Source organism: Streptomyces sp. NPDC059874 (assembly GCF_042731135.1).
Taxonomy (GTDB): Bacteria; Actinomycetota; Actinomycetes; order Streptomycetales; family Streptomycetaceae; genus Streptomyces.
The window spans coordinates 63,965-78,844 of sequence record NZ_JBHWJY010000024.1 but is presented as its reverse complement, the minus strand read 5'-3'; the positions used below and the strand labels follow the sequence as shown (position 1 = coordinate 78,844).

At 74.4% G+C, this 14,880-nt stretch carries 11 protein-coding genes; 8 read left to right on the top strand and 3 right to left on the bottom strand.

The genetic code is table 11. The features are described from left to right. Positions 1–42 precede the first annotated feature (42 nt). The 3 genes from ACFV9H_RS16395 to ACFV9H_RS16385 form a co-directional block, all read right to left on the bottom strand. Complete coding sequence (locus ACFV9H_RS16395; RefSeq protein WP_385398269.1) at positions 43–798, bottom strand: alpha/beta fold hydrolase; 756 nt, start codon at positions 796–798, stop codon at positions 43–45. A gap of 88 nt (positions 799–886) precedes the next feature. Beyond that, on the bottom strand, positions 887–1,225 hold the full coding sequence (locus ACFV9H_RS16390) for an XRE family transcriptional regulator (RefSeq protein WP_385398319.1): 339 nt from the start codon (positions 1,223–1,225) through the stop codon (positions 887–889). A 186-nt stretch (positions 1,226–1,411) separates the two neighbouring features. Next, the gene (locus tag ACFV9H_RS16385) at positions 1,412–3,475 is read right to left on the bottom strand and encodes a phosphocholine-specific phospholipase C (protein WP_385398267.1); all 2,064 of its coding nucleotides are present in this window, start codon (positions 3,473–3,475) and stop codon (positions 1,412–1,414) included. A 184-nt stretch (positions 3,476–3,659) separates the two neighbouring features. Here ACFV9H_RS16385 and ACFV9H_RS16380 point away from each other — a divergent pair, with 184 nt between their 5' ends. The 8 genes from ACFV9H_RS16380 to ACFV9H_RS16345 are packed head-to-tail and all read left to right on the top strand — an operon-like array spanning position 3,660 to position 14,848. Next, a complete protein-coding gene (locus ACFV9H_RS16380) occupies positions 3,660–6,098 on the top strand; it encodes a hypothetical protein (protein ID WP_385398265.1) in 2,439 nt (812 codons plus the stop codon). 1 nt (position 6,099) lies between these two features. Continuing rightward, positions 6,100–7,416, top strand: coding sequence for a hypothetical protein (locus ACFV9H_RS16375; RefSeq protein ID WP_385398263.1), 1,317 nt, complete (start codon positions 6,100–6,102; stop codon positions 7,414–7,416). Then, positions 7,413–10,145: a GTPase-associated protein 1-related protein gene (locus ACFV9H_RS16370; protein WP_385398261.1), complete on the top strand. Its 2,733-nt coding sequence runs from the start codon at positions 7,413–7,415 to the stop codon at positions 10,143–10,145. The genes ACFV9H_RS16375 and ACFV9H_RS16370 overlap by 4 nt, the downstream gene beginning before the upstream one ends. After that, a complete protein-coding gene (locus tag ACFV9H_RS16365; protein ID WP_385398259.1) occupies positions 10,142–11,740 on the top strand; it encodes a hypothetical protein in 1,599 nt (532 codons plus the stop codon). The genes ACFV9H_RS16370 and ACFV9H_RS16365 overlap by 4 nt, the downstream gene beginning before the upstream one ends. Next, positions 11,737–11,865, top strand: coding sequence for a hypothetical protein (locus ACFV9H_RS16360; protein ID WP_385398258.1), 129 nt, complete (start codon positions 11,737–11,739; stop codon positions 11,863–11,865). The genes ACFV9H_RS16365 and ACFV9H_RS16360 overlap by 4 nt, the downstream gene beginning before the upstream one ends. A gap of 36 nt (positions 11,866–11,901) precedes the next feature. After that, on the top strand, positions 11,902–12,564 hold the full coding sequence (locus tag ACFV9H_RS16355) for a tellurium resistance protein (RefSeq protein WP_385398317.1): 663 nt from the start codon (positions 11,902–11,904) through the stop codon (positions 12,562–12,564). Between the two features lie 8 nt (positions 12,565–12,572). Then, positions 12,573–13,520, top strand: a complete 948-nt coding sequence (locus ACFV9H_RS16350) for a protein phosphatase 2C domain-containing protein (RefSeq protein WP_385398256.1) — start codon at positions 12,573–12,575, stop codon at positions 13,518–13,520. Then, complete coding sequence (locus ACFV9H_RS16345) at positions 13,517–14,848, top strand: protein kinase (RefSeq protein ID WP_385398254.1); 1,332 nt, start codon at positions 13,517–13,519, stop codon at positions 14,846–14,848. The genes ACFV9H_RS16350 and ACFV9H_RS16345 overlap by 4 nt, the downstream gene beginning before the upstream one ends. The last annotated feature ends 32 nt before the right edge of the window (positions 14,849–14,880 follow it).

Here is a 14,880-nt window from a genome sequence, read left to right as displayed (position 1 = left end):
CCACCGACAGATCGCCCACAAGCCGCCCACAGGCCGCCGACGTCACGCCCTCAGGAAGGCCTCGACCTCGGTGGCGAAGGCCACGGGGGTCTCGTGCGGCGGGTAGTGGCCTGAGCCCGGGATCGTGACGATCCGGCAGTTCGGGTACCAGGCCTGCCAGGTGGCCCGCATCACTTCGGCGGTGAGCGCGAGGTCGTACTCCCCGACCAGGACCAGCACCGGGACGGTGTTGCCCTTCACCGCGGAGGACAGGTCGAGCGGCTGCCAGCTCGCGAGGTGGCCGGCGAAGGCCTCGGGGCGGGAGACGCCGAGGGAGTGCTCGACCATGCGGTCGAGCCAGTGGCGGCTCGCGCGGTTGCCGGTGACCAGGTCGAGGATGGTCCGGCGCTTGGCCGGGTCCTCGGCGGCGCCGTAGAAGAGGGCGTGGGTCGCGTCGTCCATCTCGTACGGGGCGGCCGGCACGGGCGTGAGCCCGATCAGCTTCTCCACCCGCTCGGGAGCTCGGACCAGCACCTGCTGGATGGCCTTGCCGCCCATGGAGTGGCCGAGGAGGGAGAAGGTGTCCCAGCCGAGTTCGTCGGCCAGTTCGAGGACGTCGTCGGCGATCTCGGGGAGCGTGTAGCGGCCGGGGACGTCCCGGCGGTCGCCGTAGCCGCGGTAGTCGAGGAAGGCGTACGAGAACCCCTCCGGGTCCAGGTAGTCCAGTACGGAGCCCCAGTTGGCGGAGGTGCCGAACCAGTCGTGCAGCACGATGACGCGGACGGGTCCGGTACCGATCCTGCGGTGGGCGATGGCCATGCGTTCTCCCTCGGTGACGGGGTGGAGAAGACCGACGCCGTACGTTCTGCCCAGCGCGCCTACCATCACACCGTCGCCCGAGGACGAGTCACGCCACGGTGTACTCCGTGTCCCCGAAGTCGGCCACCACGCGCAGCCGGCCGCCGAGCGCCTCGATGTAGGAGCGCAGGGTCGCGACCTCCGTGCGGTCGGTTTCGCCGTTCTCGATGGCCGACACCCTGGGGGCCGAGACGCCCATGGTCTCCGCGACGTCCTTCTGGGTCAGCGCCTGCTCCTGGCGGATCTCGGCCAGCCGATAGGCGCGGACCTCGGCCATGAGCCGATCCATCGCGGCCTGCTTCTCCGCCGGAGACCGCACCGGCAGGCCGGCAGCCACCCGGCGCTCACGCACCTGGGGCTTGGCCTCCTCCCAACCGACAGCGCCGATTCGTACTCCCTGGTGTCCAGCTCCGCGATGTGGGCCTGGTAGCGCTTCTCCGCGAGCGGGATGTTGACTTCATACCACCGCTGCCAGTTCCCGGCCTTGTCGCGGCAATGCCACGCCCGCGAAGTTAACGCAAGCGTTAACTTCGCGGGCGGCTGAAGCGGCGGGTTCACCCGTACGGGAACCGGGTCAGGCGGTCTTGATCGCCGGGTCGGAGACGCCCGGGGCGCCCGTTTCCACGTGGCCGGCGAAGCGGCGCAGGAAGGTGGTGTCCGCGTCGGAGACCACCGTGACGTCGTACCAGCGGCCCGTCGCGCTCAGGTCCGCCGTGTACGTGGCGGTGCCGCCGGCCGCGACCCGGAGGGTCTGGGTCGCGGCGTTGTAGGAGTTGGTCACCGTGAGGTTGACCGCCGCCGAACCGGAGTTGCTCAGGGTCAGCTTGAGGTTTCCGGTGGCCCCGTCGTGGCGGGCCGTGACCTCGGGGCCGGCCTTCTTCGCCGGGCCCTTCCAGGTGCGCAGGAAGCCGTTCGGGCCCCACACCGTGAGGTTGATCTGGTTGCCGGTGGAGCTGCTCGTGGACCAGGTGTCCGAGAGGGTCTTGCCCGCCTCGACCGTGTAGGGCCAGGGGCCGTCCGTGCGGTTGCCCGAGGTGCTGTGGAAGTGGGCGCCGAGGGTGGGGCCGGAGGCGAAGGTCAGGGTGAACTTGCCGGTGGAGGTCGTGGCCCGGCCGTCCACGTACGGGCTGTAGCCCAGCGCGCGGGTCGGCTTGGAGCCGGCCTCCTGCTTCGGCAGGGTGCCCGTGGCCGGCGGCGTCGGGTGGTAGGACGGGTGGCGGTTCTTGTCCGGCGGGACGTACCCGGCCGTGGACGGCAGGGCGGCGGGCGCGGCGTCGGCCCGGGTGAAGTCGAAGGCGGAGGTCAGGTCACCGCAGACGGCGCGGCGCCACGGCGAGATGTTGGGCTCCTGCACACCGAAGCGCTTCTCCATGAAGCGGATCACCGAGGTGTGGTCGAAGGTCTCGGAGCAGACGTAGCCGCCCTTGCTCCAGGGGGAGACCACGATCATCGGGACGCGCGGGCCGAGGCCGTACGGGCCTGCCGAGTAGCCGGAGACGCCACCGGTGTACAGGTCGCCGGTCACGCTCGCCGTGGACAGGCCCCAGGCGGAGGACGCCGGCGGGTACGGCGGCACGACGTGGTCGAAGAAGCCGTCGTTCTCGTCGTAGGTGATGAACAGGGCCGTCTTCGCCCACACCGCCGGGTTCGCGGTCAGCGCGTCCAGCACCTGCGAGATGTACCAGGCGCCGAAGTTCGTCGGCCAGTTCGAGTGCTCGCTGAACGCCTCCGGGGCGGCGATCCAGGAGACCTGCGGGAGGGTGCCGTTCACCACGTCCGCGCGCAGCCGGTCGAAGTAGCCGTCGCCCGCCTTGACGTTGGTGCCCGTACGGGCCTTCTCGTACAGGGCGCTGCCGGGCTGGGCGTTGCGGTAGTTGTTGAAGTACAGCAGCGAGTTGTCGCCGTAGTTGCCGCGGAAGGCGTCGTTGATCCAGCCCCACGAACCGGCCGCGTTCAGGCCGTCGCCGATGTCCTGGTAGACCTTCCAGGAGACTCCGGCCGACTCCAGGCGCTCCGGGTAGGTCTTCCAGCCGTAACCGGCCTCCTGGTTGCCGAGGACCGGGCCGCCGCCGACGCCGTCGTTGCCCGTGTAACCCGTCCACATGTAGTAGCGGTTGGGGTCCGTGGCGCCGATGAAGGAGCAGTGGTAGGCGTCGCACACGGTGAAGGCGTCGGCGAGGGCGTAGTGGAACGGGATGTCGTTCCGCGTCATGTACGACATGGTCGTGGCCGTCTTGGCCGGAACCCACTTGTCGTACTTGCCGTTGTTGTACGCCTGGTGGCCGCCGGCCCAGTCGTGGTTCAGGCCCTCCAGGAACTGCATCCCGAGGTCCTCGATCTGCGGGTTGAAGGGGAGGATGTCCTTCGTCCCGTTGGACTGGTGGAAGACGGACTTGCCGTTGTCCTGGAGGACGGGACGCGGGTCGCCGAAGCCCCGGACCCCCTTCATCGCGCCGAAGTAGTGGTCGAAGGACCGGTTCTCCTGCATGAGGACGACGATGTGCTCGATGTCCTGGATCGTTCCCGTGGTGCCCTGCGCCGAGATGGCGGCCGCCCGCGCGATGCTCTCGTTCAGCATCGCGACGGCGGCGGTGCCACCGGCTATCTGCAGGAACCTGCGCCGATTGAATTCGGTCATGGAGTGACGTCCTCTGCGGGTGAGGGGGGTGTCTGGGGGCGCCCCAAGAACAGCGCCCCCGGGGTACCGGACGGAGATCACTTCGTGACGGTGCGCCGTACACCTGGAGAACGAAAGCTCTCCCGAACGGCCCGCGTATCTGCTGGAATGACCTCCCACACACTGCACGGGGGGCGCAGAACGGATGGCCGGGACCGACTTCGGGCATGCCCTCGGGCTGTCCCGCGCGCTCTCCGGTCTGCCGCTCTCGCCGCTCGTCGGAGGGTACGGGGAACTCGTCTCCGCGCAACAGACCCTCGGATTAAGTCACTTGGGTGCACTCCTGGCCCCTGCGGGCGGCCGCCTGCGGGTGCTCGACGGGGTCTTCCGCGTCGAACGGCCGGGGCGGCGCGCCCATGTGAACGCGGCGGTGCTGCGCGCGCTGCGCGTGCACCGGCCCGAGGCGGCATGGCTGCTGGACCGGCTCGCGGGGATCCAGGAACGGGACCCGGCGGCGCTGCGGCGGATCCTGCTCTACCAGCTCGTCCACCTGCTGCACGACCACCCCGCGGGCCACCTGCCCGCCACCGCGGCCGGCTTGGGGGTGGACCCGGCGGAGACGGCGGTACTGGTCCATGCCGCGGCGGCGCGGGCCCGGCTCGACGCGGGGCAGCGGGCCGCCGCCGAGGGCCTGGAGGACGACTGGCTGACCCGGCGGGTGCGGGCGGCCGGGCGGAAGGCCGCGGTGCTGCCCGCGGGGGGCGGGGACCGCTCCCTGGAGGCCCGGCGCGCCGAGCTGGCCGCCCGGGCGGGGGCCGCCGACGCCGCGCTCGACGCGGCCCGGCGCTTGGAGGAGCAGGGCGAACCGGACCGGGCCTCCGTCCAGTACGAGGAGGCCGCCTGGCTGGCGGGAGACTGCCCGCGCGCGGTGCGCGGGCTGGTCCGCACGTACCGGCCGGAGCCGGGCGATCCCGGCCCGCTGGAATCCGTACTCGTGCCCGACGGCGTCGAACTGCGGTGGCCGCCGGGCCGGTTCGAGGGGCGGAACTGGCGGGTGGTGCGGCTCACCCAGGGCGAGCCGGCGGGCTTACCGCTCGCCGAGGTGGCGGGGCGGCCGCGCGGGGGCGTCCTGCTGGACCGGGACACCGGGATCGGGGTACGCGTCCGCCATGTCGCCCTGCCGCTCGGGGACGACGGCGCGGTGGACGGACCGCCGCTGATCGGCGCCCCGGTGGCCGTCGCCCCGACGGTGACGGGGCTGGGCGTCGCCGACGGCAACGGCTGGATCGAGGCCACCTGGACCGCCCCGGCGGGCGCGGCCGACGCCGAGGTGACCCTGACCGGCCCGCGGGGACGCGTGGCCGGCCTCGCGCCGGGGCGGGAGAGCCTGCGCGCCGAGGGGCTGGAGCCCGGCGCGCACGAACTCGTCGTCCGTGCCCGGTACTTGGTGCCGGGCCGCTCCGGCCGCGCGATCCTCTCGGCGCCGGTGACGACCCCGGCCACCGTCCACCCCTGGCCGGCTCCCGTGCGCGCCCTGACGGCGACGCCTCTGGAGTCGGGCGGCCTGCGCTTCCACGTGACCGGCGCCGAGGGTGCCGACGGCACCGTGGTACGCCTGGTGGAGTGGCCCGCCGGCGCGCCCGCGGCGGGCACCGAACTGAGGACCGCCGACCTGCCGCCGCCCCTGACCTGGATCAGCCCGCGCGCACTCGGCCCCACCGAAGCGCACGCGGGCGGTCCCGAGACGGCCGGCACCGAAACCAGCCGCATCGACACCACCCGAACGGGCGCAGCCGACGGCAGTACGACCGGGGCCGGGACGACCGGGGCCGGGACGACCGGGGCCGGCGGCCACGCGGGCGCGGCCGGTCCAGGCGGCGGCGCCGCGCCCTGGGACGACCGCGGCCGGCTCCTGGTGGGGCGGCCGCCCGGTGGGACGCTCGTGAGCGTGGCCGCCGTGGCCGTGCTCGGGGAGCGGGCGCTGGCCGGGCCGGTCGTGCTGGTCGAGGCGCCGCTAGCGGTGACCGGGCTCGCGGTGCGGCGGACCTCGCCCGAGCAGGTGCAGCTCACCTTCGACTGGCCGGGCACGACCGGCACCGTCACCGCCGCAGTCACCCAGGACGGCCGGGTCACCGAGCACGCCGTGGCCCGTAGCGTGTTCCTCCGCGAGGGACTGCGGCTGCCGGTCACGCCCGCCGCGTTACGCGTCGACGCCTACGCGGCGCCCCGCAGCGCCCGCTCCGTGCTTGCCGCCGCGTCCGGCGATGCGCGGGCCGAGCTGCCCGCCGACGTGGCCATCGCCTACGAACTCCTGCCCGGCGCCCGGCGCGGCCTGCGCCGCGGGCCCGCCGTCCTGCGCGTGACCGTACGCGCCACGGACGCCACCGCCGAGCTTCCCGGCTTCGTATTGGTCGCCCGTGGCGACGGCGGCCGCAACCCGCAGCGCCCGCACGGCCCCACCGGCGGCACGACCCTGTGCCGGCTGACCGGAGACGAGCTCGCCTCCGCCGGGACGCTGGAGCGCGAGATCGACCCCGCCACCGCCCCCGGCCGTCCGTACGCCGTCCGCGGTTTCCTCCTCGGCGGCCGTGCCGCCTCCGTCCGGCTCGAAGAGCCCCCGATCCAGTCCCTGGTGGTCCGCTGACATGACCTCCGTCGTCTGCCCCTACTGCTTCGACCGGTCCCCGGCCGCCAAGCTGCCCTACCGCTGCCAGATGTCCCCCACCGGGGTGCGCGGCGGCAAGCCCTGCACCGCCGAACTCGACACGGTGTGGGCCGAGTTCATCGGTCCGGCCGTGCCGCCCGCGTTGAAGATGCGCGGGCCCGTCTTCGAGGCCGCGCGTGGCCTCGGCGGGCGGATTCCGCGCCAACTGCCGCTCGGCGGCGGGGGATCGCGGGCGGAATGCCCGGACTGCGGGGTCTCCACCCCGGTCCGGGTGTGCCGGCGTTGCCACAGCGACTTCCCGAGTGACTACTGCGACCAGGACACCCGGATCATCGCCCTGCTCGGCCCCAAGGGCTCGGGCAAGAGCACGTACGTGTCCGTGCTCGTCAACGAGCTGCGCGGCAGGGTGGGGCGGGCCTACGGGGCCTCGCTGACCCCGATGGGCGGCGAGACCCAGCGCCGGGACCGGGAGATGGCCGAGGACCTCTACGACCGGCTGCGGCTGCCCGAGGCCACCCGACCGGCCGCGCTCGGCTTCAACGACCCGCTGCTGTACCGGCTGAGCCTGCCGCTGCGGCGACGGCTGCGCGGCGACGGCAGCCGGCACACCGCGCTGGTGTTCTTCGACGCGGCGGGCGAGGACCTGGGCAGCGCCGAGGCCATGGACCGGTACACGCACTACCTGGCCGCCGCCGACGGGATCATCCTGCTCGTGGACCCCTTGCAGATGCGGGCGGTGCGCGACCGGCTGCCGGAGGACTCCGAGCTTCCGCTGCCGGTGGTGGAGACCCCGCCGCAGCAGATCGCCGGGGACCTCGCGGCGCAGCTGCGGGCCCGCGGTCGCGGCTCCTCCCGGGGCCGGGTCACCACCCCGGTGGCGGTGGCCGTGACCAAGACGGACTCCCTCTCCGCGCTGGTGGACCCGCACTCCCCGCTGCTGCGCAACGCCGACCACTCGGCGGGGGCGGTGGACGAAGAGGACCGGCTCGCGGTGCACGAGGAGATGCGGGCGCTGCTGGACGGCTGGGACTCGGGCGCCCTGCTGCGGCAACTGGAACGGGATTTCGCGCAGCTGTCGCTGTTCGGGCTGTCGGCGCTCGGCTCGCCGCCGCCCGCGCACGCGCCCGCCGACGCCCCGAAGTCCGGTCCGCAGCCGCTGCGCGTGGAGGACCCGCTGCTGTGGCTGCTGGGCCTCGGCGGCCTGCTGCCACAGGCCTCGGGCGCCGCGCGCGCGGGCGGTCGTGGCACGGGCGGTCCCGGCGCGGGCGGTCGTGCCGGGGTGGAGGGAGAGGCGTGAAGCTCGCGCAACTGCACTACACCTCGGCGCCACCCGGCCCCGACGGCTCCGGGTTCCGGTTCACCGCCGTCACCCCCGGGGTGCCGGCCGGGCTGCTGCGCGAGGCGGAGCAGCTCATCGGCTACGAGCCGCCCCGGGAGGCGCCGCCGCGCCCGAGTCCGGAACAACTGGTGTCCTTTCCGCAGGCGTTGAGCCTGAGCGTGCTGGCCGACGGGAGCCGGCTGCTGGCCCGTGCTGTGTACACGGGCGCCGACTACAGCGGACGCTGGGGCAACTTCCACGCCCACGCGGTGCACTTGCCGCAGCAGGAAGGCTCCGGACCGGCCGTCGGCGCGCTGCCGATCACCTCCTGGGGCTCGCCGCAGTGGGCCGTCGACACCCCGGCGGACGGGGCTCCCGCGCTGGCGGCCGTTCCCGTACCGGGGCCGCACGACCCGGCCGGGCTCGCCGAGTTCGTCAGCGCCCGGGGGCCGTGGCTCGCGGGCTTCTTCGCCGATGTGCGCCGGCTCGGCGAGGACCCGGCGGCCCCGCAGATCGTGCTCGTGGAGACGGGCAGCGAGGCCGTGGCCCGCTGGATCATGCTCGCGTGCAGTGTGCTGCCCCACCAGCGCGGCCAGTGGCTCACCTTCACCACCTACACCCGGCGCCCCCAACTGGCCCGGCAGCAGATCATCGGTGTGGTCCCCGAGGACGGCCTGGGCCTCGCCGGGCAGGAAAGCCGCTACCGGGTGTACGACGCCACGCGCGCGACGGCCCCCGCCGCCGGGGCGCCCGACGCGTGGGCCGACACCGCCGCCCGGATCTGGCAGGCGCGGCGCCAGGAGCTGTTCGCGGAGGTCCGCCGGCTCGGCGCCGACCCGTACGACGCGGGCCCGCTGGCCGCGCTCGCCCTCGCCGCCGACATCCCCCTGCCGGCCCCCGGCCGGACCGCCGCCGCGGACTGGGCCGCCGGGCACCCCGGCGCCCTGGACGCGGCGCGGCTGCACGCGCTGGCCCTGGCACTGGGCCGCCCCACGCCCTCCGCCGGGGACCGGGACGCGGCCGAGGTCGCCGCCTGCGGGCGACTGCTGGCGGCCCTGGACGGCTGGGCCCCGCCCGCCGTGTGCGAGCCCCTGGCCGAGCTGGCCCTCGCCGAGGCGGTGCGCGGCGCGGCCGTGCCCGCCGTGCTGCCCTCCGCCGGGGCGCTGGGCGGGCCCGCCCGGGCCCGGCTCGCCGCGGAACTGGAGCCGCGGCTGCGGGCAGGGCTCGGCGCCCCCGGGACCGAACCGGGCGACCGGGCAGGGCTGTTGCGGGTCGCCTCCGTGCTGGGGGCGGACACCGCCGACCTGCTGCCCGGGGTGGCCCGGCAGCTGGCGCTGGCGCTGCTCGCCGATCCGGATTGGGCGTACGGCGAGGGGGTACGGGCCGCGCTCGCGGAGCTGCCGGCGCTGCGGGCCCTCGTACTCAATCAGCTCGACTCCCTCGCGGCGGGCGATCCGGCCGCGGCACGGAACCTGTTCGCCCGGACCGGGCTGCGGCTGTCGGCCTCCGACGCGCGGCCGCACCTGCGGATGTGCGCCTCGGCCTCCGGTGTGGTCGGGTCCGCCCCGGACCGGGTGGCGGCGCTGCACGCGCTGCTCGGCGAGTCCGGGGTCTCGTTGTACGCGGAGCCGCTGGTGCTGCGCACCGCGATGCGGCTGGTGTGGGACGGGGAGGCGCCGCGTGCGGGTGAGGCCGCGCTGCTGCTCGGGGCGACGGGGGCGCACGTCCACCGGGAGGCCGGGACCTGGGAGTTGCTCGCGCGGGCGGCGGCCCTGGCCCCGGCCGAGGACCTGGAGGCGGCGGAACTGGCGCCCAAGATCCTCACGGACTTCCAGCGGGAACTCCCCGCCCCGCTGCGGCCGTCGCTGCTGATCCTGGAGCTGGCCCGCAACCTGCGCGCGGGCACGGCGGGCCCGGGCTGGGTCCGCCAGGCCCTGGACCTGGGGTCGACGGGCCCGGAGCCGGGGGCGCGCGCGCAGGCGTACGCGGCGTTGTCCGCGCGACTGCTGCTGGCCGAGGAGCGGCCGGAGAACGAGCTGCGGGCGCTGATCGAGAGCAATGACGCGGATCTGCTGGCCGCGTACCGGCTGGCCGCGCGGGAGGCGGAGGTCACGGCCCGGCTGCGGCTGTCCCCCTCCTTCGTCGCGGACTGCTTCACGGTGTGGTCCTCCCAGCCGCAGGCCGGACCGGTCTGGCAGGAGGCCCGCACCGATCTGCTCGAAGGGGTGCTGCGGCCGGTCGTGCGGGGTCTGGCGCCGGCGGAGCTCTCCTCGGCGGAGAAGGCCCTGTCCCGGCTGGGTGGCCGCTTGGCGGACGAGTTCCGCACCTGGCAGCGCCCGAGCGCGATGGGTCGGCTCCGCGACCGGTTCAAGCGCCGGTCCGCCGGGCGCGGCGCCGAGGGCGGGTCCGCGGAGCGCTCGGGCGAGGGCCTGGCCGCCGGGCGCGGCACCGAGGGCGGGGACGGCCTGCCGGGCGGTCCCGGCGGGTCCGCAGCACCCGGCAGCAGCGGTCGCCCCGCTGATGGACCCGACATCCCGCGCACGTACGACGCGCACCGCCGGCGGCCCGGCGAGGACCCTGCCGGGTTCGGCCCGACCGGCCGGCCGACCGAAGGCCCCGGCTCCTCCAGCGGGTACGGGCGCCCGGGTGCCCCCGGCCACGGCCACGGCCACGGCCACGGCCACGGAGACCGGGGAGGGGAGTGGTGAGTACCGAGATCGTTCTCCGCGCGCTCGTCTACGGCACCGGGATCGTCGCCGTCGGCGTGTGCCTGTTCTACGGGCTGTGGCAGTTCCTCGGGCTGGCTCTGGGAGCCGCCGGGCGGGCCTTCGGACCTCGGGAGCGCCGGACCCCGGACCCGCGGGTCGTCCCGTACCCCGGCAGCGAGCCGGCCCTGCGCGCGTACTGGGCCTTCCAGATGTGGCAGGACTGCGGGCACGCCCTCCTGTTCGCCGCCCGCACCGTCTGGTACCTGCTCAGCCGGCACTGGCTCGGGAAGGTGGTGCGGGACCGGCTGCTGCGGGGCCACAGCGGCCGGACCGGCATGCGGTCGGAGAGCGGCTTCGGCCGGCTGCTGCGGCGCGCGGTCGCGCCCGGTACGGCCCTGGCCGCGCTGCTGTCCGCGCTGCTCGCCTCGGCCCTGCTGCTCTGCGTGGCGGTGGTCTTCGCCGCGCAGCTCGCCCTGGTCTCCCTCGCGGCCCTGGCCGCGGTCGGAGCCGGGCGGGGCGCCGAGCGGCTGTGGAAGCTGGCTCGGGGCGTGCGCATGAAGTGCCCCTACCCGCGCTGCTACCGGCCGTTCCCGCTGGCCGTCCACCTGTGCCCGGGCTGCGGCGCCGCCCACCGGGAGCTGCGGCCCGGCGGCTTCGGCGCCCTGCGCCACGTGTGCCGATGCGGCCGGTCGCTGCCGACCACCGCCCTGACCGGGCGGCGGCGACTCACCGCCCGCTGCCCGCACTGCGACCAGCCGCTGCCCCCGGCGGTCGGCACGACGCGGGTCGTGCACCTGCCGCTGATCGGCGGCACCTCCGCCGGGAAGACCATGCTGATGGCGGCCGTGCTCGACGGGCTGCGGTCCCTGTCCCACCAGTCTTCGCTGACCGTCGAGTTCGCCTCCCCGGACGACCTGCGCGAGGCCAACGTGCTGGGCACGCAGCTGAGGGATTCGGGGTGGACGCTGAAGACCCAGGGCGGCCAGCCCCGCGCGCTGATGCTGCTGGTCGGGCACGGCCGCAGGCAGCGGCTGCTCTACCTGTACGACCCGATGGGCGAGTCCCTGCGCGACGCGGACAACACCCGTCTGCAGGGCTACCTGGCGCACGCCGACGGGGTGCTGCTGGTCGCCGACGTGCTCGCCTCGCCCGTCGTACGCCGCTCCCTGCGCGCGGGCGACCCCGAGCTGGCGGCGGCCGCGCGGCCGGCCGACCTCGGGCCCGTGGAGACGTACGCGGTGTTCGCCGGGGAGCTGCAAGGGCTCAGCGGCCGCCGCCGGCGCCTGGCCGTGGCCACGGTGGTGACCAAGCGGGACACCCTGGACCGGCTGACCTCCCTGCCGCGGCCCGCGGAACCGGTCGACGACTGGCTGAGCGACATCGGCCTCGACGACCTGGTGCGCAGCCTCGGCCACGATTTCGCGGCGGCCCGCTACTGGGCGGTGAGTGCCCGCGCCGCGACCGGGGCGGGCGCCCTGGACTCCGAGCAGCTGCGGGCGGCGGAGCCGGTGCTGTGGCTGCTGTCGCGGACCGGGCTGCGCGTCGGGCGGCTCACGTCGCGGAGGATCGTGTCGGAGAGGAGCAAGACCCCATGATTACCCCGCAGATCGCGCGGGGCCGGCGGTTGATGCTGGCCCTGCTCGTAGTGGCGGTCGTGGTGACGGCGGCCGCCGTGGTGGTGGCGCTGGTGCGGTTCGTGCCGCAATGGATCGGGAGTTGAAGGAGACATGCGGTGAGTGACATCCCCGGCGGGCCGATGGCGAACAGGCCCGTCCATTTCATCTGGCTGCTCGACTGCTCGTACTCGATGCAGGGCGAGAAGATCGGCCAGCTCAACTACGCGATCAGAGAGGCCGTTCCGGCCATGCGGTCGGTCGCGCAGGACAATCCGGCGGCCCAACTGCTGCTGCGTACGATGACGTTCTCCACGACGGCCCGCTGGCACCATCAGGACCCGGTGCCGGTGGAGCAGTTCACCTGGCAGGACGTGCAGGTGGACGGCATGACGAACCTGGGCGACGCCCTCCACCTCGTCTCGCGCGAACTGGACACGCCGCCGATGCCGCAGCGGGCCCTGAAGCCGGTGCTCGCGCTGGTCTCCGACGGGGTGCCGACGGACGACTGGAAGGCCGGGCTGCGGGCGGTGGACGCGACCCCGTGGGGCCGCAAGGCGGTCCGGGTGGCCATCGCGATCGGCGCGGACGCGGACCGTACGGTGCTCCAGGAGTTCCTCGGCAATCCCGAGCTCCAGCCGCTGGACGCGAACAGCCCCAAGCAGCTGGCCGCGGCGATCCGCTGGGCCTCGACGGCGGCGGTGAAGGCGGCCTCCCAGCCGGTGGCGGGCTCCGCGGACACCATCGCGAAGCAGCCGCCGTACGCCCCGCCGGTGCTCGACGACGACGATGACGACGTGTGGTGACCGGGCCCTTGCCGACCGACGGATCCGCACGACCGCTCTGGGAATCGCTGCACGGCACCGTGCAGGGCGTGAACAAGGCGCGCAACCAGGACCACTACGAGGTGGAGGGGCTCGGCACGGCCGGTGCCCCGCTGATCATGGCGGTGGCCGACGGCCACGGCTCGGCGGTGCACGCGCGCAGCCATCTGGGGTCGCGGTTCGCCGTGGACCTGTTCGTCCAGGAGGCCCGGCTGTTCGCCTCGCTCGCCCAGCCCCGGGGCGAGGGGCGGCCGCCGAGCCTGGCCTGGCTGATGCGCTACGCCGAGTACGCCTTCCCGCGCCAACTCGTCAGCGCCTGGCGGGAGAAGGTGCTGGGCAATTGGGAGCGCAGCAGCGCGCCCGGGGATCCGCCGACGCCCGAGGAGGAGAAGCTGCTGCTCTACGGGAGCACCTTCGTCGGCGCCGTGCTGACGCCCCGGGTCTTCGCGGCCTGGCAGCTCGGCGACGGGGAGCTGACGGTGGTGGGCGACGGCGGGCAGGTGAGCGTACCGCTCGCGCCGAAGGAGGCCGATCTGGGGGACGAGACGGAGTCGTTGTGCACCCCGAAGGCGTGGCTGCGGGTGCGGACGCACTGGGCGCCGGTGACCGCGCCCTCGCGGGCGCCCCGGCTGGTCGCGCTGTCCACGGACGGGCTGTCCAAGAGCTTCGCCTCCGACAAGGGGTTCCGGCAGTTCATGACCGGGCTGGACGAGCGGCTGTCGACGGAGGGCACGGAGTGCGTCCGGGCGGCCCTGCCGGAGTGGCTGGCCAAGGCCTCGCAGCACTCGGGGGACGACACCACGCTGGTGGCGGCCTGGCACACGGGGGACGAGCCGGCGCGGCAGCCGGTGGAAACGGTGGAGCCGGTGGAAGCGGTCGAGCCCGCGGCCCCGGTGGACATGGAAGACCTGCGAGACCCGTACAGGAGCGAACAATGAGCGGCATGCTCGACAGCGGTACCCGGCTGACGGCCGACAGCGGTACGAGCGTGGAGGTCTGCGACCTGCTCGGCGCGGGCGGCCAGGGGGAGGTGTACCGGGTCCGCACCCCGGCCGGGGAGCAGGCGCTGAAGTGGTACTACCCGGCGTGCGCGACACCGGCGCAGGAGGACATCGTCCGCCAGCTGGTGGACCGGGACTTCGACGACGACCGCTTCCTGTGGCCGCGGGACTTCGTGTCCGACGCCCGTGGTGGTTTCGGCTATCTGATGGACATCCGGCCGGACCGGTTCAAGGGCCTTCCGGCGCTCTTCCGCCGCCAGTTGCAGACGTCCATCCGGGCCCTGCTCACCGCCTGCCTCTACACCGTCGAGGCGTACCAGGCGCTGCACTCGCGCGGGATCGCCTACCGGGACATCTCCTGGGGCAACATCTTCTTCGACCCGGCCACCGGGGAGGTGCTGGTCTGCGACAACGACAACGCGGTGGTGGAGGGCGACAGCACCGGCATCTCGGGGACCATGGAGTTCATGGCGCCCGAGCTGGTGCGCGGGGATCCGGGGGTCTCCCCCGGCACCCAGAGCGATCTGCACTCGCTGTCAGTGCTGCTCTTCATGCTGTTGATGAACCATCATCCGCTGAAGGGACAGCGGGAGTTGGCGATCCGGTGTCTGGACGAGGCCGCCGAGCGGAAGCTGTACGGGAAGCAGCCGCTGTTCCTCTTCGACCCGGTGGACCGCTCCAACGCGCCCGATCCCGTCGAGCACGCGACGGTGCTGGCCACCTGGGGGGTCGCGCCGCCCTCCCTGCGCGAGCTGTTCGTCAAGAACTTCACGACGGGACTGCACGATCCGGCGGCCCGGGTGCGCGAATCGCAGTGGCGGGACACCCTGCGGGCGGTGCTCGACGCGGTGGTGGACTGCGCCCACTGCGGCAAGCAGAACATGACCGAGCCGCTGTCCGCCGTGCCGGGCACCTGCTGGGCCTGCCGGAGCACGCTGGTCCTGCCGCCCCGACTGGTGCTGACCACTCCCCCGCCGCGCACCGAGCACCACATCCTGCTGCACCGCACCTCGCGGGTGCAGGCGCACCACCTGGCGCCGGAGCCGGCCCGGCACGACTACGGCGACGCCACGCTGGTCGCGCAGCTGACCGAACATCCGCAGCGGCCGGGGAAGTTCGGCCTGGCCAACCGGTCCGGGACGCCCTGGACGGGCACCCGGGCGGACGGCACCACCCAGGAGATCGCCCCGGGGCAGACCGTGCCCCTGCGTTCGGGCCTGGAGCTGGACTTCGGCGGGGCGCGGGCCGTCGTACGGTCGAGGTGAGACGGCCCGCGCCTTAGGGCGTGTCCGGGGGG